The sequence below is a fragment of the Desulfobacterales bacterium genome (assembly GCA_028704555.1).
Classification (GTDB): domain Bacteria; phylum Desulfobacterota; class Desulfobacteria; order Desulfobacterales; family JAQWFD01; genus JAQWFD01.
This window is the reverse complement of sequence record JAQWFD010000022.1, coordinates 41,908-62,105: the sequence shown is the minus strand read 5'-3', so window position 1 is coordinate 62,105 and position 20,198 is coordinate 41,908. Positions and strand designations below refer to the sequence as shown.

At 52.2% G+C, this 20,198-nt stretch carries 19 protein-coding genes; 12 read left to right on the top strand and 7 right to left on the bottom strand.

Translation table 11 applies throughout. The features are described 5' to 3' along the window. The 7 genes from umuD to PHQ97_09755 all read right to left on the bottom strand — a co-directional run. Window positions 1-517: translesion error-prone DNA polymerase V autoproteolytic subunit (gene umuD / locus PHQ97_09785; protein ID MDD4393020.1), on the bottom strand; the 517-nt coding region annotated here is incomplete at its 3' end. 61 nt (window positions 518-578) lie between these two features. Next, a complete protein-coding gene (locus PHQ97_09780; protein MDD4393019.1) occupies window positions 579-1,190 on the bottom strand; it encodes a flavodoxin family protein in 612 nt (203 codons plus the stop codon). Window positions 1,191-1,466: 276 nt separating this feature from the next. After that, a complete protein-coding gene (locus PHQ97_09775) occupies window positions 1,467-2,717 on the bottom strand; it encodes an IMP cyclohydrolase (GenBank protein ID MDD4393018.1) in 1,251 nt (416 codons plus the stop codon). 65 nt (window positions 2,718-2,782) lie between these two features. After that, window positions 2,783-3,460 carry a hypothetical protein gene (locus PHQ97_09770; protein ID MDD4393017.1) on the bottom strand — a complete coding sequence of 226 codons (678 nt, stop codon included), beginning with the start codon at window positions 3,458-3,460 and terminating at the stop codon, window positions 2,783-2,785. Between the two features lie 5 nt (window positions 3,461-3,465). Then, the gene (locus tag PHQ97_09765; GenBank protein ID MDD4393016.1) at window positions 3,466-4,194 is read right to left on the bottom strand and encodes an HD domain-containing protein; all 729 of its coding nucleotides are present in this window, start codon (window positions 4,192-4,194) and stop codon (window positions 3,466-3,468) included. A 195-nt stretch (window positions 4,195-4,389) separates the two neighbouring features. After that, complete coding sequence (locus tag PHQ97_09760; protein ID MDD4393015.1) at window positions 4,390-5,334, bottom strand: hypothetical protein; 945 nt, start codon at window positions 5,332-5,334, stop codon at window positions 4,390-4,392. Window positions 5,335-5,435: 101 nt separating this feature from the next. Beyond that, window positions 5,436-6,137: an MBL fold metallo-hydrolase gene (locus tag PHQ97_09755; protein ID MDD4393014.1), complete on the bottom strand. Its 702-nt coding sequence runs from the start codon at window positions 6,135-6,137 to the stop codon at window positions 5,436-5,438. 397 nt (window positions 6,138-6,534) lie between these two features. On the opposite strand from PHQ97_09755, the gene mraZ reads away from it, so the two are divergent. From mraZ to murB, 12 genes are all read left to right on the top strand, one after another. Further along, window positions 6,535-6,984 carry a division/cell wall cluster transcriptional repressor MraZ gene (mraZ, locus tag PHQ97_09750; protein MDD4393013.1) on the top strand — a complete coding sequence of 150 codons (450 nt, stop codon included), beginning with the start codon at window positions 6,535-6,537 and terminating at the stop codon, window positions 6,982-6,984. 4 nt (window positions 6,985-6,988) lie between these two features. Further along, entirely contained in the window at window positions 6,989-7,927 is a 939-nt protein-coding gene (rsmH, locus tag PHQ97_09745; protein ID MDD4393012.1) for a 16S rRNA (cytosine(1402)-N(4))-methyltransferase RsmH, read from the top strand. Between the two features lie 42 nt (window positions 7,928-7,969). Next, a complete protein-coding gene (locus PHQ97_09740; GenBank protein MDD4393011.1) occupies window positions 7,970-8,266 on the top strand; it encodes a cell division protein FtsL in 297 nt (98 codons plus the stop codon). Then, window positions 8,263-9,996, top strand: coding sequence for a penicillin-binding protein 2 (locus PHQ97_09735; GenBank protein MDD4393010.1), 1,734 nt, complete (start codon window positions 8,263-8,265; stop codon window positions 9,994-9,996). Before PHQ97_09740 ends, PHQ97_09735 begins: the two co-directional genes overlap by 4 nt. Next, complete coding sequence (locus PHQ97_09730) at window positions 9,993-11,561, top strand: UDP-N-acetylmuramoyl-L-alanyl-D-glutamate--2,6-diaminopimelate ligase (GenBank protein ID MDD4393009.1); 1,569 nt, start codon at window positions 9,993-9,995, stop codon at window positions 11,559-11,561. The genes PHQ97_09735 and PHQ97_09730 overlap by 4 nt, the downstream gene beginning before the upstream one ends. Next, on the top strand, window positions 11,548-12,987 hold the full coding sequence (locus PHQ97_09725) for a UDP-N-acetylmuramoyl-tripeptide--D-alanyl-D-alanine ligase (GenBank protein MDD4393008.1): 1,440 nt from the start codon (window positions 11,548-11,550) through the stop codon (window positions 12,985-12,987). Before PHQ97_09730 ends, PHQ97_09725 begins: the two co-directional genes overlap by 14 nt. Before the next feature lie 35 nt (window positions 12,988-13,022). Next, window positions 13,023-14,102: a phospho-N-acetylmuramoyl-pentapeptide-transferase gene (gene mraY, locus PHQ97_09720; protein MDD4393007.1), complete on the top strand. Its 1,080-nt coding sequence runs from the start codon at window positions 13,023-13,025 to the stop codon at window positions 14,100-14,102. Between the two features lie 15 nt (window positions 14,103-14,117). Further along, window positions 14,118-15,479, top strand: coding sequence for a UDP-N-acetylmuramoyl-L-alanine--D-glutamate ligase (gene murD, locus PHQ97_09715; protein MDD4393006.1), 1,362 nt, complete (start codon window positions 14,118-14,120; stop codon window positions 15,477-15,479). Further along, entirely contained in the window at window positions 15,464-16,606 is a 1,143-nt protein-coding gene (gene ftsW, locus PHQ97_09710; GenBank protein MDD4393005.1) for a putative lipid II flippase FtsW, read from the top strand. Before murD ends, ftsW begins: the two co-directional genes overlap by 16 nt. Further along, a complete protein-coding gene (murG, locus tag PHQ97_09705; protein MDD4393004.1) occupies window positions 16,603-17,760 on the top strand; it encodes an undecaprenyldiphospho-muramoylpentapeptide beta-N-acetylglucosaminyltransferase in 1,158 nt (385 codons plus the stop codon). The genes ftsW and murG overlap by 4 nt, the downstream gene beginning before the upstream one ends. Before the next feature lie 64 nt (window positions 17,761-17,824). Continuing rightward, the gene (gene murC / locus PHQ97_09700; protein MDD4393003.1) at window positions 17,825-19,207 is read left to right on the top strand and encodes a UDP-N-acetylmuramate--L-alanine ligase; all 1,383 of its coding nucleotides are present in this window, start codon (window positions 17,825-17,827) and stop codon (window positions 19,205-19,207) included. After that, window positions 19,200-20,141 (top strand): UDP-N-acetylmuramate dehydrogenase, encoded by a 942-nt coding sequence (gene murB, locus PHQ97_09695; protein ID MDD4393002.1) that lies wholly within the window; start codon window positions 19,200-19,202, stop codon window positions 20,139-20,141. The genes murC and murB overlap by 8 nt, the downstream gene beginning before the upstream one ends. Window positions 20,142-20,198 lie beyond the last annotated feature (57 nt).

Here is a 20,198-nt window from a genome sequence, read left to right as displayed (position 1 = left end):
TTTTGTGTAATTCAATAAGGTAGAAAAATATAGTAAAGCAAATGTTTCGTAATATGATAAAGTATGGCATTAATTCAGATGTAACCATCTGATATAATAAAACCCAACCGTTATTTGGGTTCATAGGAAATTCCATATTCTCTTTGATCTGAATCGGTTGGTACTGGTCATTTTCAGGTATCAGGGAGATGCTGCCTTTTACGATACGGATCCGTTTGACCGTCAGTTCCCCGTCAATAACGGCTATGACCACCTTTTTATCGACAGGTTCGATGGCCCGGTCGACAATCAGGATGTCTCCGGCGTGGATGCCGGCATTGATCATGGAATCGCCCGTGACCCTCACAAAGAAAGTGGCGGCCGGGTGTTTGATCAGGTGCCGGTTCAGGTCCAGTCTGCCTTCGATGTAATCTTCGGCCGGAGAGGGAAACCCCGCGGCTACCGGTACCATGAACAGCGGACGCTTGCAGACGGTGGATGTGTCAGGGACGTAGACAGTCTCTGCAGTGGTAATCATAAATGGTCTAACTCCTGAAAACGGGTGATCGTGAAGCGGTCCGGTCCGGACGGCGCGCTCATCAATCCGCTGTCTCGGATATGATATCATTTTCGATTGCTTTGACCATGGCTTTTCCGGTTTCATAGGCTTCGGCAAGATAGTCCGGGTGCTCCAGCACATCTTTTTCAAGATCAAGGCCCCGGTAGAGCAGGGACTTCCACAGACAGGTATCCCAGACGTCGAAGAAATATCTGATCGTGAGCAGTACGCCGTCAAAAAGTTTTTTGCCTTTCGTGGCGCCGGCAGATATGAAAAGGCCTTTACGCCTGGGCGTCCACTGGCCAAAGACGGTTTGATCAATCCGGTATTTTTTTACCCACAGGGACTGGCACCGGTCGATAAACATCTTGGCATGGGCGCTGACCGAATAGAAGAACACGGGTGAGGCCAGCATGATTCCCTGCGCCGCGGTGATCTTTTGCTCGATCTGCTGGAAATCATCCTGAATGGCGCAGCGGCCATTTTCCCTGCATGCGTAAATTTCAAGGCAGGGCGATATCTTCAGATCCCGAAGAACGACTTCGTCAACATGCGCGCCGGCATCTCTGGCCCCCCGGACCGCATGCTGCAGCAGGGTGGCGGTGTTGCCTTTGCGTCTGGGGCTTCCGTAAACCGCTGTAATACGAATCATCCGACCCTCCCTCATCCGTCCGGAAAATCTAAAAATGACGGTTGCGTAACATGTTTCCGTGGGGTTTGATATATCTGAATGCAGCTGATAGCTGATTTTAAAAAAACGGGCTTGATCATATTTTCGTACGCGTCGCTGCGGCGTCTCGCGCGTTTCCGGCGTACGACACTGCACGATCCGGGTAAAAGATGCCGGGGCAATGTGAAGATATGATCAAGCCCAAAAAAACAAAAAAGTTGACTGTTTTTTGTTTTAACGTTTTTTAACCCTTAACCCTCAGTGCCTGAAGCTTCTCTGGCCCGTATACACCATGGTGACACCGGCTTCGTTGCATGCTTCGATGGACTGGTAGTCATTCAGGGACCCGCCCGGCTGGATGATTGATGTAACGCCTTCCCGGATTCCGACATCCACCCCGTCACGGAAGGGGAAAAATGCATCGCTGACCATGGCCGAGCCGATGAGTCCGCCTTTTTCCAGGGCCACCCGGTTGTCGATTTCCGCTTTTTTGTCCGGATCGTTCAGGTCATTGTAAGCGACGCCGTGCAGTTCAAAGCAGTAGCGGTCTGCCAGTTTCCGGTAGGCTTTGTCTCTTGCAATTTCCGCCACACCGACCCGGTCCTGCTCTCCGGTTCCGATGCCGACGGTGACCGAGTCTTTGACATAAATTACGGAATTGGATGTGACGCCGGCTTCAACCAGCCAGCCGAAAAGCATGTCGTCATATTCCTGATCGGTCGGCTGCCGGTTGATCCGGTATCGGGCGTTCTTGTAGTCACATTCGGCCGGTTTGAGGTCTTTTCTGGTCCGGGTGGTGGGGACAAACGACCACTGGGCAATGATTCCACCGTCAATCAGACTTTTGAAGTCCACAAACCGCTTGCCGACAAAGTCCTGCAGTCGGTTGATATTGCCGATACGGATCACTCTCAGATTTTTTTTCTTTGCGAACATATCCAGCACGCCATCTTCAAAATCAGGCGCTACGACCACTTCGGCATACTGTTTGATAATGGCCCCGGCTGTGGTTTTGTCAACCGGACGGTTCAGGGCGATACATCCGCCGAAGGCGGCAATCCGGTCAGCCATGTAGGCTTTGCCGTAGGCCGCTGCCAGGGAATCTGCACGGGCAACGCCGCAGGGGTTGTTATGTTTGACAATCGCCACGGTGGGTTTGTCCGTAAAATAGCGTAAAATATTGAGGGCGTTGTCCGCATCGGTCAGGTTGGTTTTGCCCGGATGTTTGCCGGACTGCAGCAGCTCGACATCTGAAGCCAGGTACTGGCCCGGCTGTATGGTTTCGGTTTGCCCCAGAACGAGGTTGCCGTTTACCAGTTTGTACAATGCGGCTTCCTGCCCCGGATTTTCGCCGTACCTGAGCCCTTTTTGGACACCGTCAATGGTCCACAGTCCTTTTTCATAAAACAGCGTCTGCCGATTGTCTTTATCGACAAAGCTGATTTCCATCCGGGACGGAAAGTGATCATCCATAATGGTTTTATACATTTTTTTAAGATCTTCAGCCATGTGTTATCTCCCTTAAAGCCGTTACAGCCGTTTGTTTTTTAAGATACGCTTATCTTACACTTTTTTCAGCGGTTATAACAACCGCTTACCTCTTCAAACGCCACATCTGTCAGATAATCAGCGATGGCGCGATCGTAGGCGGCGGTATGATCAAAGGCTTTTCGGGCAAGCCGGAAGCGGAGTTCAAGGGAGGTCATGCCGGCGGCGGCCTTCATTTCCGAAATGATCATGTCATAATCAGAGGGGTCGACCACCGCCGCTACTCTGAGAAAATTTTTTGCAGAGGCCCGGATCATGCACGGGCCGCCGATATCGATATTGCCACGGGCCTGTTCGGCGGTAACGTCTGGCCTGGCGATCGTTTCCCGGAACGGATACAGGTTGACAACCACCATGTCGATAGGAACCGAAAGTGTCCGGTTCAGGTCCTGCCGGTGGGCGTCATTATACGTTTCGGTCAGCAGCCCGAGATAGATTTTAAAGTCCAGCGTCTTGACCAGTCCCCCCTGGGTTTCCGGCTGTCCGGTATAGTCCGGCACCTGGGTCAGACATGCATCGGCCGCATCGCCTAAAAAGCCTTTGATTCGGGTGTATGTGCCACCGGTTGAAAAAAATTTCATTTTCGGATTGATCGCCAGCAGCTGCGGTATCAGCGTTTCAAGGCCGGTTTTGTCCGAGACGCTCACCAGTACGCGGTTGACCATTACGCGTTCGTCAATTTTATCAACAATGTTAATGCTCATGATAGCTATCGGATCCCTTCATATTCTTTTAAAAATCGGTTGAAAAATGCTTCCATGAATTCGTGTCGCTCATCTGCCAGTTTCCGGCCTTCCCGTGTCAATATGCGGTTTTTGATGTTGCATAATTTTACTTTAAATTCCCTGTAGCCGGTATCATCTGCCGAATAGGCCCGCGCATCTTCCGGAGGGATGTCCGGATTGTGAAGCTTTGCCCCGATCTCACCGGCAAACAGATACGCCCGGGCGACGCCGATGGCGCCGATGGAATCCAGCTTGTCCGCGTCAAACAGCACTTTTGCCTCCGTCGTCTCCGGAGCGTGGCTGCCGCGGAACCGGTGGGACCGGATGCAGTGGATGATGTTCAACTTTTGTTCCTTGGAAAGCGCAAGCCGCCGGATCAGGGGCCATGCCATTTGAGCGCCCTTGTCGGCATGACATACGGCGCCTTCAGACCGATCCTGATAACAGCGGCCGATATCATGAAGGTAGGCGGCAATCATGAGGGTGTCCATATCTGCCGCTTCGGCCGGGCCGATATGCTCACACAGGCGGCATACCCTGAGGGTATGGTCCCAGTCGTGGCTCCCGCGGGCCCCTTCAAACAGCCGGCTGGCAATCGTCTTGATCTGATCGAGAGGAGGTTTCGAATCGGCTTCAGGCATATGGCCTGTTTCGACGCACCCCTCCGTGCCGCTGTCTGCCGGTCGGGTTATGGCATTATCGGCCGGATTCATGGTGAGCGTTTTCCTGTCATGGATTCGATATCGCTTTGAGATTGAATTTCTTTGCCTTTACGTCTCATCGGGCTTTCTCCCGACCATTGTCCATTCTGTTGTAAATCTCTTTTCATACCATATTTGACGGGGTTGTAAACCCTAACATCAAGGCGAACTATATTTTTCGGGTATGATTATTGATCGCCATGGAGATCAGTGTTCCACGGGCGTTTTGACTTGATTGACAAGGGTGGTCGCAAAGCCGCTGCCAAATTCACAGAAAACTTTTTCTGCAATATGGTAGCCCGGGAACAGCGGGGTTGCAGCGGGTCGAGATTGAAGGCTTGCCGGGGTCATGTTCGTTGTCAGGATCAGGGAAAACTTTTTCGGATGAAAAAATGAGATAACCTTACGGCCAATGGATGAATAATCGGTTTCCATAATATTGGTTTCAAAGCTGGCATAAGAACCTTGCGGCTGCGGTGTGACATGAACCGTAAAATAACAGTCGTTGTGAATCGCATTGAGTGAATAGCCGAACGGAGAGAAAAAATAGCTGTCGGTAACCATGTCGGGATAAAGCTGTTTTAGTATCGACGTTTTTTCAGTCTGGCAGCCGGAGGACACGGGTTGAGCTGAAAAAATGTTTTCCAGGCGGGGATCGATATCGCTCATCAGGAGTTGAAACGTCGAATCCCGGCCGTCGAGGTTGCGGGTCCGGCAAGAATGAAACAGGTGGATATGGTCACTGTCGGCCGGTCCGATCCGGTAGCGGCTGCCCGGAGAATAAAACTGTAAAAAGGCGGCATCGTCTTTAAAATCATAGGGCTGCTGATGAGGATACATCATATTTTTCCGTTCATAGAATAGAAAATCGATATTCCGGCGGTCGACGAATCGGAAAATTTCAGGCAGAGAAGCGGTCAGGGTGGTTCTCCCGCACGTAATCATCCGTATCCGGTTTTCCCAGACAAAAAGGCCGGATTCGGACAGCAGCCAGGCATCCATGCATGAATTTGAAATTTTGCTGAGAATATCGGCTCCGCTGGCCCTGACAACCCTGTTCCACCGCTGGTCCAGATTGCAGCGCAATCCCTCTTGAGGCTTGCGAAGAATGATCTCGAGTTTTTTTTCATGCCCTTCGAATAGATGTGTCATTTGGATGCGTCATCAGTGGTTATGATTTTTTCCGGTTTTCGAAAACAATCCGTATACGGCCGGTGCCGACGGCCGCAGGATGCTTAAATTAAAATTTTTTGTTATTCCAAATGCATAACCGATTCCCATCGCTGATACTCCGTGTCGACCGGCAGCCCTCTGGCTTCCAGGATGGAAATAATGCCTTTCTGGTTAAATCTCAGATACGGATTGATGTTTAATTCGTCATGCAGCGTTGAATACACATTCGCTGGATTATATGTGCGCAGAAAATGGTCAATAGCTGAATTGTCCGGTTCGAGTTGCTTTGCAAAGTGCATGGCATTTTTGACATAATCATGCCCGGCATATACCCGGGTGTCTTCCGGCAATGACATCAGTCGCTTGATGGAGTCATAAAATCCTTTCAGGTCGCCGGTAAAGCAGTTACCCACCGTGCCGTTGAACAGCGTGTCTCCGGTAATTAAAAAACTGTCGATATGGAAGCAGATCGAATCGTGCGTGTGCCCGGGGGTCGGATAGATGTGGACTGGATGTCCTTCCCATTCGATGGCCGGCAGTCTGACTATTTCTTCTGCCGGTATGAATCTGGCACCGGATGCCTTGAGAACGGCTGCATTGCCGGACGTGTGGTCCGTGTGGCTGTGCGTATTGGTGACATAGTTCAGTTCAAGGCCATGGTGCTTGATATAAGAAAGGATCGATTGAACAGCGCCGGCATCTATCGCCATAGCAAAACGTTGGTTATGAATGAGATAACCAAAATTGTCTGACGAATATCGAAATTGTCTGATCGCTATCATTTCTGGTTTTCCCCCCCGTGCGCTTGATTGATTGAAACCGCCTTAAAAATATCCTGCATGCCGGATGGATTGGTTGAAATTGAAATTCAGCGGTTTTCAGGCTGCCGATTTTGCATGTCAGGGAGTCGAAAGCGATACATATCCGGCAGTGTCAGGGGCTATTGTTTCTGTGCACCTGGCATAGGCCAGATGAATGCTGGAAAAAACAGTACCAGCTCCCATGGCTTGTTGTCAAGGAATGCTCAAGAGGCTCATCTTTTTGCGGATGGTGCGAGACCGGACCCCACAAGGCACCACAATGCTAACTAGTATAAAATAATAATATTTTTCTTGACAGGTATTTGAAAATATACTCTTATATCAAACTAGGTGGCACATAGTGGGGATTATGGACAATATGTTTCGAGGATGCTCCTTTCACACAATAGATGACAAAAGCCGTATTATCGTTCCGGCAAGATTCCGGGATGTATTGAAAGGTAACGGTTTTTCAAATTCCATCATGGTATCCAAAATGGATTTGTGTCTGGTTGCCTATTCGCTCGAGGAATGGAGCAACATTGAAAAGAGAATACTGTCCATGGCCGAAAAAAGTGATATGATGCGTCGTTTCAGAAGAGTGTTTCTGGGTGGCGCGGTTGAATGTACCTTTGATAAACAGGGTCGGATTCTGATTCCTCCGTTTTTAAAGACATATGCCCAGCTGGGAAAAGACGCCGTGCTTGTCGGCGTTCTGGATCATTTTGAGATCTGGTCCCGGGATAACTGGGATAAGGAAAATGAATTTCTGGAAGAAGATATGAGAAAGGAGGAGGTCAGAAACGAAATAACACAACTGGGACTTTGATTTTATGATATACCGACATGTTTCGGTGATGCCAAATGAGGTGGTCAATTACCTCAACTGCCGTCCGGGTAAAATTTATGTTGACTGCACGTTGGGCGGGGCCGGTCACGCCAGGAAAATATTGGAGCGCATTTCCCCTGACGGTATCCTGATCGGAATCGATCAGGACATGGATGCCATTGAAAATGCCGAAAAAATATTGAAGCCATACTCATCAAACATTCATCTGCTTCATGACAACTTTACAAGTCTTCCCCGTATTTTATCTCAACTTTTCATTGATGCCGTTGACGGTATTGTTCTCGATCTCGGTCTGTCGTTACACCACATAGAAGGAAGTGGAAGAGGATTCAGCTTCCGAAAAGATGAGCCTCTGGATATGCGTATGGATATTCAAACTGATGTGACGGCTGAAGACCTGGTGAACACCCTTGAAGAGGATGAGCTGAGCAACATATTTTTTCGTTACGGTGAAGAACGCTGGGCGAGGAGGATTGCCCGCCGGATTGTAAAAGAACGAATTACGGGACGGATCCGTACCAGCCGTCAGCTGACTCAGATCGTATGCGATTCGATTCCTGTAAAAGCGCAGATGACCCGGCGTATCCATCCGGCCACCCGGGTATTTATGGCGCTCAGAATTGCAGTGAACAGAGAGCTTGAGCGGATCGATGATTTCATGAGTCATGTGGCGGAACTGTTGAATCCTGAAGGCCGTCTCTGTGTGCTGACGTTTCACTCACTTGAAGACCGCATTGTCAAACACCGAATCAGGGACCTTGAAAAAGGCTGTACCTGTCCTCCTGATTTTCCGGTGTGCATGTGTGGCAATCGGCCACAGGTTCGCCGATTGACCCGAAAGCCATTGATACCCTCTGCGGCTGAAATCGCCGATAACCCCATGGCCAGAAGCGCAAAACTCAGAGTGATGGAAAAGCTGTAATCGGGCCATTGGAACTTGATGGGCAGTCTGGGAGCTGAACCTGTGAATCAAAAGAAAAAAATGTATAATCGAAATCCGAAACTGACCGCTGTATGGATGCTGATTATGGTTGTTTTTCTCGGGGAGTTGTTCTGTTACGCCTGGTGCCGGGTTCAGTGTATCCGGATCGGATATGAGATTACAAAAGAATCTCAGCAATGTGAGAAACTGATCAGGCGGCAGAAAAATTTGAAAATTGAGCTGGCGCGTTTAAAATCACCGAACCGGATTGCCCGGATTGCTTCGAAACAGCTCGGGTTGGTTATGCCTACCGCAGAGAATATGATTGTGATTCCATGAAGCCTGTTCAAAAAAAACAGTTGAAATCAAGAATCAATGTGGTGGCGCTGGTCTTTGCCGCTTTGTTTGCCGTTATTGGCGCCAGGGCCGGTTACCTGCAGATTTACAGGGCATCGTGGCTTTTGGGTGAGGCCGAACAGCAATATGAAAAGTCTGTGACGGCTTATGGAAAACGTGGTAGCATTTTTGACGCCAGACACAGAGAAATGGCTGTCACCATTGACGGCACATCGATCGGGGCATATCCCGGTAAAATCGGCCATGCGTCGGAAGCTGCCGCTGTGCTTTCCAAAACGTTACAGATTGGCAGAAAGTCGCTGGAACGGGAACTGTCATCGAAACGGGCGTTTGTATGGGTAAAACGGCAGGCGACGCCCAAGGAAGCCGCAAAGGTCGCGGAACTGAATCTTGAGGGTGTCGAGTTCGTTTCCGAACACAGCCGGTTTTATCCCAATACGATGCTTGCGGCACAGATATTGGGTTTTTCCGGCATCGATGGCCATGGCCTGGAAGGCATTGAATTCAGTTACGACAGTTACCTGAAAGGAGATGCCGGGAAAATTCCGGTGCTGGCCGATGCATTTGGGCATATATTTAATACTGAAAACCGGAATCAGGATGTGGGGGGCAGCAACCTGATTCTGACCATTGACCGCACGGTTCAGTTCATTGTCGAATCGGCTTTGAAGGATGCGGTGGATGAGTTTTCCGCAAAATCCGGAATGGCCATTGTCATGGTTCCGCAGACGGGGGCCGTTCTGGCGCTGGCAAATTATCCGTTTTTCAACCCGAATGCGTTTGGTAAATTCGAAAAGCAAACCTGGAGGAATCGAGCCATAACCGATCCGTTTGAACCCGGCTCCACCATGAAAATATTCAGTGCGGCTGCGGCGCTGGAGGGCGGCCAGTGCGCGTCGGGTACCATCTTTTTTTGTGAAAACGGCGCCTACCGGATTGGGACAAATGTGGTTCATGACACGCATGCTTACGGCTGGCTGTCACTGCAGCAGATCGTTAAATATTCGAGCAATATCGGTGCGATGAAAGTCGCCGAGAAAATTGGTCCTGAGGCGTTGTATGATAATTTGTTGAAATTTGGATTCGGGGCTAAAACCGGTATCGACTGTCCGGGAGAAACCTCCGGAAGCCTGATTCCGTTGAACCGATGGTCCAGAATCGACGCGGGCGCCATCGCTTTTGGCCAGGGGGTTTCGGTTTCGGCCATTCAGCTCATTACCGCCGCCTGTGCGATTGCCAACGACGGGGTACGGATGAAACCGTATATTGTTCAGGCGATAACCGATCCCAATGGCGCCTTGACCAAAAGCTTTAGTCCACAGGAGGCCCGGCGGGTGATCTCACCGGCAACTGCCCGAACGGTCCGGGGGATAATGAAAACTGTGGTTGACACGGAAGGAACCGGCAGGCAGGCGATTCTCGAAGGATATTCGGCGTGCGGTAAGACCGGAACCGCTCAGAAGGTCGATGAAACCGGAACGTATGCGAAAGGAAAATATGTGGCATCCTTTCTGGGGCTTGTGCCAGCCGAAGTTCCCCGGCTGGCCATTCTGGTGGTCATTGATGAACCCCGGGGCCAGCACTATGGGGGCGTTGTCGCCGGGCCGGTATTTAAACGGATTGCCCAGAAAACACTGGGATACATGAATATACCTCCTGAGACCGCAGCTGACAGGTTGACGGCCTTACTGGGAAACGAGGTGAACGGGTGAAACTCTCCAGGCTTGTCAGCGCACTGACGCCCAAAAGGCTGAACGGTACAACTGCTTTACACTTCTGTGATGGATTGAACTTCGGCGGGATTGACCCGGATCCGGATATCGGCTCAATTCATTACCGGGCCCAGGATGTCCAGCCGGGCGGGCTGTTTGTCGCTGTGCCGGGTTTCAAGGCGGACGGGCACGATTTTATTGATGATGCTTTGGCCAGGGGAGCCGTGGCGATTGTAGCAGAAAAGCCGGTTGAAAAAGATACGATCCTGATCGAGGTTGAACACTCCCGGCAGGCGTTGTCGGCGCTTGCGGCCGCGTTTTACGGCAATCCGTCGCAACGGCTGTGTATAATTGGTATAACGGGGACCAACGGAAAGACGACCACATCTTATCTGATTGAAAACATTCTGATGCAGGCCGGATTCAAGGCGGGCGTCATCGGAACGGTCAATTATCGCTATGGGGGCCGGAGCTTTGACAATCCCATGACAACCCCTGAGGCGGTCGATCTTCAACGCATTCTGGCTGAAATGGCAGGGGCCGGGGTGACGCATGTGGTCCTGGAAGTATCCTCGCATGCCATCGATCTGTACCGGATCGACCATTGCTGGATGGATATCGGGGTATTTACCAATCTGACCCATGACCATCATGATTATCACGGAAATATGGACAATTACTGGGCCTGCAAAAAACGGCTGTTTACGGAATATCTGACGGCCGGTCCCAAACGGGACAGCGCCGTGGCAGTCATCAACTGCAATGATGCCAGGGGCAGGGAACTTTCAGACATTCTGACCCTGTCGAAGCTGACCAGCGGACAGTCAGCGCACAATGAGATTTATCCGGAAGGGGTCAGCCACAGTTTGAGCGGGATGGAGGGAACGATCTTAACGCCTGCGGGGCGGTTTCAATTCCGATCGCCGCTGGTCGGGGAACACAATCTTGAAAACATCCTTTGCGCCGCTGCGGTCAGCACGGCGCTGCGCATTCCACCGGCCGTGATTAAAAGGGGCATTGAAACCGTCACCCTCGTTCCGGGACGCCTGGAGCCGGTTTCAAATCATTGCGGGAAATTCGTGTATGTGGACTATGCGCATACGCCCGATGCGCTGGAACATGTACTGACCTCGTTAACCGCCATAACCACCGGCAGGCTGATATGCGTATTTGGGTGCGGCGGGGACCGGGACAGATCCAAGCGGTCTGAGATGGGCGCCATTGCGGGCAGGCTGTGTGATCTTGCCGTGATCACCTCGGATAACCCGAGGACGGAAAATCCCCTGGATATTATAGATGAGGTCCGGGAAGGCGCCCGGAAGACAAGTCCCGGGGAGTATATGCCGTCAGAAATGGGACCCGGCATTCAGAAAAAAGGCTATGTGGTCGAACCCGACCGCAGACGCGCCATTGAAGGGGCGATACGGACGGCGGCCAAAGGCGATACCGTCCTGATTGCGGGTAAGGGGCATGAAACCTATCAGATCATTGGCACCACCCGGACTCACTTTAATGATGTGGAGGAAGCCGGACGGGTGTTGAGGGAAGAGGATGACTCACATTAAACTCATACCATGGACCGCGGAAGAGATCCTGAACGCATCAGGGGGCACGCTGCTGTGCGGAGATATCCGGCAGCGGTTTTCAGGCGTGAGCATTGATTCGCGCCGGATATCAGCCGATGATGTGTTCGTTGCCATCCGGGGAGAGGTTCATGACGGCCACCGGTTTATCCGGGATATTCTGACGCCGGGTGTCAGGAGGGGGATAGTGGTGAGCCGGCATGAGACCCTTGATCCGGGGCTGGACCGGCTGGAACAGGACCGGGTTGTCTGCATAGCAGTGGATGATACCACAAGGGCACTGGGAGATCTGGCGGCATTTAATCTCGAAAGGACAAGGGCTCCGGTCATTGCCATTACCGGTTCATGCGGCAAAACCACCACCAGGGAAATGGCGGTATCGGTGTTTTCCGGGCACGTGAATACCCTGTCAACCCAGGGCAATTATAACAATCTGATCGGACTTCCCCTGACGCTTCTCCGGCTCGCTTGTCAGCATGAGCTGGCGATTCTCGAGCTCGGTATGAACCATCCGGGAGAAATCCGCCGTCTGGCTCAAATTTGTCAGCCTGACATCGGCGTGATTATCAACATCGGGCCGGTGCATCTGGAAGGCCTCGGCTCCATCGAGGGCGTGATGCGGGCCAAGGGTGAGCTGCTGGAACATATCAAACCGGAAGGCACGGCCGTGTTCAATGCGGATGATCCGAACGTCATGCGTCTGGCGGCAGCTTTTAACGGTCAACGCCTCTGCTTTGGCATGTCACCGACGGCCGACATCCGGGCATCTTCGGTGAACCAGGACGCATCCTGCGTTTCGTTTGTCCTTGAGCTGCCAGGTGACCGTGTGCCCGTAACACTCGATACCCCGGGCCTGTTTATGGTGTCCAATGCGCTTGCCGCAGCCGCCGCCGGATATGCCCGGGGTCTGTCGGCCGGGGATATCAAAGCCGGACTTGAAGCGTTCAAACCGGTTCGCCAGAGAATGAACGTGTTTATGGCGAACCGACAGGTTCATGTGATCGATGATACCTATAATGCCAATCCCCGCTCCATGGAAGCGGCAATCCGGACACTCGAATCCCTGAAAGGAAAAGGCAGGGGCATTCTTGTGGCCGGTGACATGCGCGAACTCGGGGCGCAATCAGAAGCCCTTCACCGTAAAATCGGGGGGGTGGCAGCCGCATCCGGTATTTCAAGACTGTACGTGACTGGAGATTTTGCATATGCGGTAGCCGAAGGCGCTCAGCAGGCGCACATGGCTTCCGGCAGCATTTTTATCGGAAGCCGGGAAGCCATTGAGGCCGATCTGCAAAAATGGCTTGAGCCGGGGGACTGGGTGCTGATCAAAGGCTCCCGTTCAATAAAAATGGAAAAAATCGTTGATGGCCTGCGGGGCATGAATTCCAATGCGGGCAGGGCATCCTGAAAAAATAACACATTGATGCTGTGATATAAATAATTATGCTGTACCATTTGCTGTATCCGCTCCATACAACCGTATCTGCTTTAAATGTATTCAAATACATTACTTTTCGGACCATTTATGCCGGTCTGACGTCGTTTTTGGTCTGTGTGCTTCTGGGACCCTGGGTCATTCGGAAACTGACGCAGTTGCAGATTGGACAATATGTCAGAGATGACGGGCCTCAGAGTCATTTGAAAAAAAACGGGACCCCAACCATGGGAGGCGTCCTGATCATCGGTTCCATTTGTATGTCAACGCTGCTGTGGACCAATCTGACGAATCGTTATATCTGGATCGTTCTGCTGATTACGGCCGGATACGGTTTGATCGGCTTTGCCGATGATTATCTGAAGGTGATCCGTAAACAAAGCAAGGGCCTGAGTGCCAGAAGCAAGCTTGTTCTGCAGACGGTTACGGCTCTGGTGGCCGGCGTGTTACTGTTCTCGTTTTTCGATCTCAATACACGGGTGACCGTTCCGTTTTTCAAGGGCCTGTCACCGGATTTGGGATGGGGGTATATTTTTTTTGCCGTGCTGGTGATTGTCGGCACCTCCAATGCCGTCAATTTAACCGACGGGCTCGATGGCCTGGCGATTGGTCCCGTGATCATAACGGCAGTCACGTATATGGTATTTGCCTATGTGGCGGGGCACGTCAGAATTGCGGATTATCTGCAGATCACCTATGTTGCCGGCAGCGGTGAACTGGCTGTATTCTGCGGGGCCATGGCCGGGGCCGGTCTGGGGTTTTTATGGTTTAACACCTACCCGGCGCAGATTTTTATGGGCGATGTCGGCTCCCTTTCGCTGGGAGGCGCGATCGGTACCGTGGCGGTCATCACGAAACAGGAGATTCTGCTGGTTCTGGTGGGGGGGCTGTTTGTTATCGAAGCGTTGTCGGTCATTTTTCAGGTAGGTTTTTTCAAGATGACAAACGGACGCCGGATTTTCAGAATGGCGCCCCTGCATCATCATTTTGAACTCAAAGGATGGCCGGAACCCAAGGTATGTGTGAGGTTCTGGATTATTTCGATCATTCTGGCGCTGATTTCCATCAGCACGTTAAAACTCAGATAGTTGGTGAAACTGGATATGAATATTCAAGGAAAGCATATTGTCATTGTCGGCCTGGGTAAATCCGGCATCTCAGCGGCCCGGTTTTTATCCCGCAGGCATGCCCGGGTCACCGTCACTGACATGGCCGGTGAAAAGGCGTTGAAAGAGAAACTGGAACAGCTCAAGGGCCTGGATATCCGGCAGGAGCTGGGCGGGCATCAGGTTAAAACGTTTGAGACCGCGGATTTGATTGTGCTCAGTCCCGGTGTGCCGCATACCATCGAGCCGGTCAACCGGGCCCGGAAAAAGGGGGTTCCGGTCATTGGCGAGATCGAGCTGGCGTCCCGGTTTATCGGAGAGCCCATTGTTGCTGTCACCGGAACCAACGGTAAAACCACCACAACGACCATGGTGGGCGAGATGCTCAGATGCTCGGGAAAGAAGGTATTTGTTGGGGGCAATATCGGAAACCCCCTGATCGGTTATGTCGACGGTGATGAAAAGGCGGATATCGTCGTTGTCGAACTGAGCAGTTTTCAGCTCGATACCATCGACACTTTCCGGCCCTCGGTGGCCGTTTTGCTCAATATTGCCGAAGACCACATGGACCGGTACCCGGATTTCGGCGGATATATCCGCTCAAAAGCCCGGATTTTTGAAAACCAGCATCCGGATGATCAGGCCGTATTAAACGGCTCAGATGCGTCAGTCCGCGCTATTGCCGGTTCCATCCGAAGCCGCCGTTTGTGGTTTAACGGCTGCCCGGAGTCCGAATATGGCGTTGTCATGGATGGCGGGCATATGCTGTTCCGGATGGGCCCGGAACGTACCTGCCGAATCAGGATCTCCTGTGCGGAACATCTGGGCAGACACAACCTGGAGAATGTGGCCGCCGCATCGCTGGCATCGCTGGCAGCCGGTGCCACACCGGAAGGGATTGAAACGGCGATGAGCCGGTTTGAAAGCCTTCCTCACCGGCTGGAGTCTGTCGCTGTCATCAACGGCGTGGAGTATGTGAACGATTCCAAGGCCACCAATGTGGCTGCCGTGGCAAAGGCGCTTGAATCATTGGAAAAGCCGGTGGTTCTCATTATGGGCGGACGAAACAAGGGTTCAGACTTTTCACTGCTTGAACCGTTGATCAAGGCCCGTGTCAAACAGCTGGTTGTCATGGGAGAAGCCCGGGAAGACATTTTAAACGCTATAGGAAAGGCCGTGCCATCACTGAGCGCCTCGTCCATGTCCGATGCACTGCGCCTCGCATCGGACTGTGCGTCTTCAGGAGATGCCGTGGTGCTGTCTCCAGCCTGTTCAAGCTTTGATATGTTTGACAGCTACGGTCATCGGGGAAACATTTTTCGAAAGGCAGTTGAAGCGCTTCGATGCAAAAGCCAATAGAACAGGATACTCCGGTTAACGCCGATTCGGCCGCCTCCGGCAGTCCATACGATGTGGCGCTGCTGTTTGCCGTGATGTTTCTTGTGGGCATTGGATTGGTGATGGTCTACAGTGCAAGCTCAGCGCTGGCATTGAAAAAATTCGGGACCGATTATTATTTTATTAAAAAGCAGGTTCTGTTTTCGGTTGCAGGTTTCATGATTTTGTTAGCCTGCCGGCATATTCCGTATCCGATGTATCGACTGCTGACCTATCCGATGCTGCTGGTTGCGATTATTGCGCTTCTGGCTGTTGAGCTGACCGGATTCGGATTAAGTGCCGGTGGGGCTGCCCGGTGGCTCCGGCTCGGCAGCTTTACGTTTCAGCCGTCCGAATTTGTTCGTCTGGCCCTGGTCGTTTTCCTGGCCTATTCACTCAGCAGGAAGACCGATGCCATACGGGAGTTTTCCATTGGATTTGTGCCGCATGTTCTGGTTCTGAGCCTGTTGAGCGTTCCGATACTGCTGCAGCCGGATTTTGGTTCAGTGGTCATTCTCGCGGTCATTACCTGGGTGATGATGTTTGTCGCGGGGGTCAGGATCAAATATCTATTGGTCTCTGTTGCGTGTCTGATACCCGTCGGGTATGCCTGTGCGATTCATGCACCGTACCGGCTCAGGCGACTGATGAGCTTTATTGATCCATGGAAGTATTCGACCGATGAGGGCTATCAGATCGTTCATTCCCTGATGGCGTTCGGCTCCGGGGGAGTCTGGGGAAAGGGCATCGGAAACGGGTATCAGAAACTGTTTTATCTTCCGGAGCCGCATACGGATTTCATTTTCTCCGTGATCGGTGAAGAAGTGGGCTTGCTGGGTATTTGCATCATTATGGCACTGTATCTGCTGATCATATTCAAGGGAATCAGCATTGCCAGAAATGCCCGGGATCTGTTCGGCTCGTTTATGGCCATCGGTCTTACCACAGCCATCGGTCTTCAGGTGTGCGTGAACATGGGGGTGGCCCTGGGCCTGTTGCCGACAAAGGGGTTGACGCTCCCGTTTCTCAGCTACGGGGGGACATCCCTGCTGATGAACATGGCATCGGTCGGGATATTGATGAATATCGGAGCAGCGAAAGCCAGATGAACAGACAGACATTGTGCGGCAATCGAGGGGTACGCGGGGATAAAGCCTCTCCGGAAGGTGGTTCGGCTATCGTCATCGCCGGCGGAGGGACCGGGGGGCATCTGTTCCCTGGCATTGCGATCGCTGAAGCGTTCCGTGAAAAAGATCCTGGAAACCGGGTCCTTTTTGTCAGTACCGGCCGGCCCCTTGAGGTATCTGCTCTGGCCGGAAAAAGGTTTGATCTCAGGCGGATTTCCGTCAAAGGACTCAAAGGCAAAGGGCGGCTGGATCAGTTTTTGTCAGCAATAAAAATACCCGGGGCGGTTCTGGAATCGATCCGGATATTGAAACAGTTTAAACCCGCCGTGGTCATCGGCGTCGGCGGGTATTCCTCCGGACCGGTCGCATTGGCGGCGTGGCTGCTTGGCATCCGGGTCGTGATTCATGAACAGAATATCATTGCCGGAATGACCAACCGGATTCTGGCCCGGCTGGCATACCGGATATGTCTCTCGTTTGATTCAATCCCGCGGGGGATAAATCCGGAAAAGGCGGTGATAACCGGAAATCCGGTGAGAAAAGAGTTCCTGGAAACGTCCGGTCGGATCCGGGAGCCGGCGGCTGAAAAACCTTTTACCGTCCTGATTATCGGCGGCAGTCAGGGTGCCCACCGCATCAATATGACGCTTCTGGACGCACTGGAACATATTGAGAAAAAAGACCGGTTTTTTCTGATTCACCAGACCGGGGAACTGGATGAAGACGTTGTCCGGAAGCGGTATTCAGCCCTGGGGATGAAGGGGGATGTGAGAGCTTTTTTCGGTGATATGGCCAGTCAATACCGGAAAGCGGATCTGGTCATATGCCGGGCCGGAGCGACCACTGTGGCCGAAATTACAGCCATTGGAAAGCCGGCGGTATTCATTCCGTTTCCCTATGCGGCCGACAATCATCAGGAACTCAATGCCCGCAGCCTGGCTGACCGGGGTGCGGCAGAACTGATTTTGGAAACGGAGCTAACGGGTGAACTCCTTGCCGGCAGAATCCGGTATTTTGTCTCTGACCCGAAGGCGCTGATACGGATGGCATCCCGCGTCCAGACCTTCGCAAGGCCTGATGCCGCCCGGGACATTCTTGCTCTGAGCTTCAGCCAGAAGAGGCTTCCAGCCGCTTGAAAATGAGCGGGACGCGGTAATCACATGACCAAAACTAACATTTTAAACAATGAACTGACAATCTATGTACCTTAACAACTATCATATACACTTTGTGGGAATCGGCGGCATTGGCATGAGCGGAATTGCCGAACTTCTTCTGACGCTGGGATATACGGTATCCGGATCTGATCTGAAGGCCTCGGACATTACCCGGCGGCTCGAACGTCTGGGCGGAACCCTCTGGACCGGTCATTTGGCAGAACAGATCCGCGGGGCGGATGTGGTGGTCGTCTCGTCCGCCATATCTCCTGATAATTGTGAAGTCGTTGCGGCCAGGGAATCTTCGATCCCGGTGATCCCCAGAGCGGAAATGCTCTCCGAACTGATGCGCCTGATGAAATTCAGCGTGGCTATTGCCGGCGCACATGGTAAAACCACCACAACGTCCATCATTGCCGCTGTATTGGATAAAGGGGGCCTGGAGCCTACCGTGATCAATGGGGGAATGCTCAAAAGTATCGGGACCAATGCGCTGCTCGGCAAGGGGAATTTTGTTGTAGCGGAAGCCGATGAAAGCGACGGATCTTTTTTAAAGATGTCCCCCACGATTGCCGTCGTTACGAACATAGACAGGGAACATCTGGATTATTACAAGGATCTGAACGCTATCAAGGAAACGTTTCTCAATTTTATTCAAAGGGTTCCGTTTTACGGACTGGCGGTTCTGTGTCTGGATAACGAGCCCATTCAGGATTTGATACCCAGAATAAAAAAACGGTTTACCACATACGGATTGAGTCCTCAGGCTGACTTTCAGGCAAAGAAAATTCGGTTTGAAGGGCTGAAAAGCCATTTCAGCGTTTTTCACTCGGGTGAACCGCTCGGGGATATTACCTTGAATCTGCCCGGGATTCATAATGTATCCAATTCCATGGCCAGTATTGCAGTCGGCCGGGAACTGGGCATTTCTTTTGATGTCATCAAGGGGGCGCTGGAAACGCTTCAGGGGGTTGGGCGCCGATTGGAAATAAAAGGCCAGGTCGACGGGATTACCGTAGTCGATGATTATGGCCATCATCCCACGGAGATTAAAACAACCCTTTGCGCAGCCAAGGAATGCTGGCCGGACCGGAGGAAAGTGGTCGTATTTCAGCCTCACCGGTATACGCGGACCCGCGCGTTGTTTGATGAATTTGTCAGGTCCTTTTATCAGACTGACATATTGATTGTACTGCCCATTTATCCGGCCAGCGAACCGCCCTTGCCGGGAGTTGACAGTCATAAGTTAAGCAATGCCATTCGTTTACATGGGCATAAAGATGTCAGGGATTCAGAAAATTTTGATTCCGCCGTGTCCTTGGTCAGGGGAATCGTTGAAGCGGGCGATATTGTGCTGACTCTGGGTGCGGGAGATGTCTGGAAAGTCGGGGAAGCCTTGCTGGCACAGTTACGTGTCGATGAATAGGACAGCAAAGCAGTGGCTTGAAAGCCGGTTTGGCAGTCTCGTTCGGTTTAACGAGCCCATGGCGCGGCATACCTCGCTTCAGATTGGAGGTCCGGCGGAAGCCTTTTTACTGCCGGAACGATTCGAAGATGTCTCCGCGCTGATTGTATGGGCCGGGGATCATCGGATTCCATGTACCATTGTCGGGGGCGGGACCAATATTCTCGTGACCGATGCGGGGATTCCCGGGATTGTCATCGGGATGAAAAGATGCCTCAGCCGGGTGATCCGTACGGAAATCCGCAACGACTCGATTCTGGTTACCGCAGGGGCGGGGATGGATCTGCAGAAATTATGCTGGTATGCCATCCGGCAGGGATGGGGCGGGGTGACGTTTGCAATGGGCATACCCGGGACACTTGGCGGCGCCATCATGATGAATGCCGGTACCCGGGCAGGTGCGGTGGAGGGGATTCTTCAGCGGGTAACGGTGCTGATGCCCGATGGTCGGATCAATCGACTTGACAGAAGCGATCTGATCTTTCAATACCGTCAGCTGGTTTTTGAGCGAGATAAGGAACAGGGGCCTTCTGACCCTGTGATCGTGGAGGCGGATCTGGTTTTTCATCTTTCAGATCCTGTACAGCTCAGGATAACAGCCCGAGAAATGCTGCGCATGCGGCGCAACACACAGCCTTCGGGGGTTGCAAGCGCCGGATGCTTTTTTAAAAATCCGGCGGCGGGCAGATCCGCCGGAGAATGGATTGACCTGGCGGGGTTGAAAGGGACAAGCGTCGGGGGCGCGGAAGTTTCGGCGACGCATGCCAATTTTTTCATTAATCGGGGCAACGCGACCTGCGCGGATATGATGGCGTTGATGAGCCTGGTTCAGGAACGGGTTCTGGCCATGTCCGGAATTTTACTGGAAACTGAGGTAAAGCGTATTGGATTCTAAACGGATACGGAAAAATCAGTACAAACGCAAATCCGCAAACAGGCGATTCTGTACATG

What these genes read in the sequence shown, in the direction of transcription:
- PHQ97_09780 (MDD4393019.1), bottom strand. Translation starts at nt 1,190, where the DNA reads ATGATTCGTATTACAGCGGTTTACGGAAGCCCCAGACGCAAAGGCAAC.
- PHQ97_09775 (MDD4393018.1), bottom strand. Translation starts at nt 2,717, where the DNA reads ATGGCTGAAGATCTTAAAAAAATGTATAAAACCATTATGGATGATCAC.
- PHQ97_09770 (MDD4393017.1), bottom strand. Translation starts at nt 3,460, where the DNA reads ATGAGCATTAACATTGTTGATAAAATTGACGAACGCGTAATGGTCAAC.
- PHQ97_09765 (MDD4393016.1), bottom strand. Translation starts at nt 4,194, where the DNA reads ATGAATCCGGCCGATAATGCCATAACCCGACCGGCAGACAGCGGCACG.
- PHQ97_09760 (MDD4393015.1), bottom strand. Translation starts at nt 5,334, where the DNA reads ATGACACATCTATTCGAAGGGCATGAAAAAAAACTCGAGATCATTCTT.
- PHQ97_09755 (MDD4393014.1), bottom strand. Translation starts at nt 6,137, where the DNA reads ATGATAGCGATCAGACAATTTCGATATTCGTCAGACAATTTTGGTTAT.
- mraZ (MDD4393013.1), top strand. Translation starts at nt 6,535, where the DNA reads ATGTTTCGAGGATGCTCCTTTCACACAATAGATGACAAAAGCCGTATT.
- rsmH (MDD4393012.1), top strand. Translation starts at nt 6,989, where the DNA reads ATGATATACCGACATGTTTCGGTGATGCCAAATGAGGTGGTCAATTAC.
- PHQ97_09735 (MDD4393010.1), top strand. Translation starts at nt 8,263, where the DNA reads ATGAAGCCTGTTCAAAAAAAACAGTTGAAATCAAGAATCAATGTGGTG.
- PHQ97_09725 (MDD4393008.1), top strand. Translation starts at nt 11,548, where the DNA reads ATGACTCACATTAAACTCATACCATGGACCGCGGAAGAGATCCTGAAC.
- mraY (MDD4393007.1), top strand. Translation starts at nt 13,023, where the DNA reads ATGCTGTACCATTTGCTGTATCCGCTCCATACAACCGTATCTGCTTTA.
- murD (MDD4393006.1), top strand. Translation starts at nt 14,118, where the DNA reads ATGAATATTCAAGGAAAGCATATTGTCATTGTCGGCCTGGGTAAATCC.
- ftsW (MDD4393005.1), top strand. Translation starts at nt 15,464, where the DNA reads ATGCAAAAGCCAATAGAACAGGATACTCCGGTTAACGCCGATTCGGCC.
- murG (MDD4393004.1), top strand. Translation starts at nt 16,603, where the DNA reads ATGAACAGACAGACATTGTGCGGCAATCGAGGGGTACGCGGGGATAAA.
- murC (MDD4393003.1), top strand. Translation starts at nt 17,825, where the DNA reads ATGTACCTTAACAACTATCATATACACTTTGTGGGAATCGGCGGCATT.
- murB (MDD4393002.1), top strand. Translation starts at nt 19,200, where the DNA reads ATGAATAGGACAGCAAAGCAGTGGCTTGAAAGCCGGTTTGGCAGTCTC.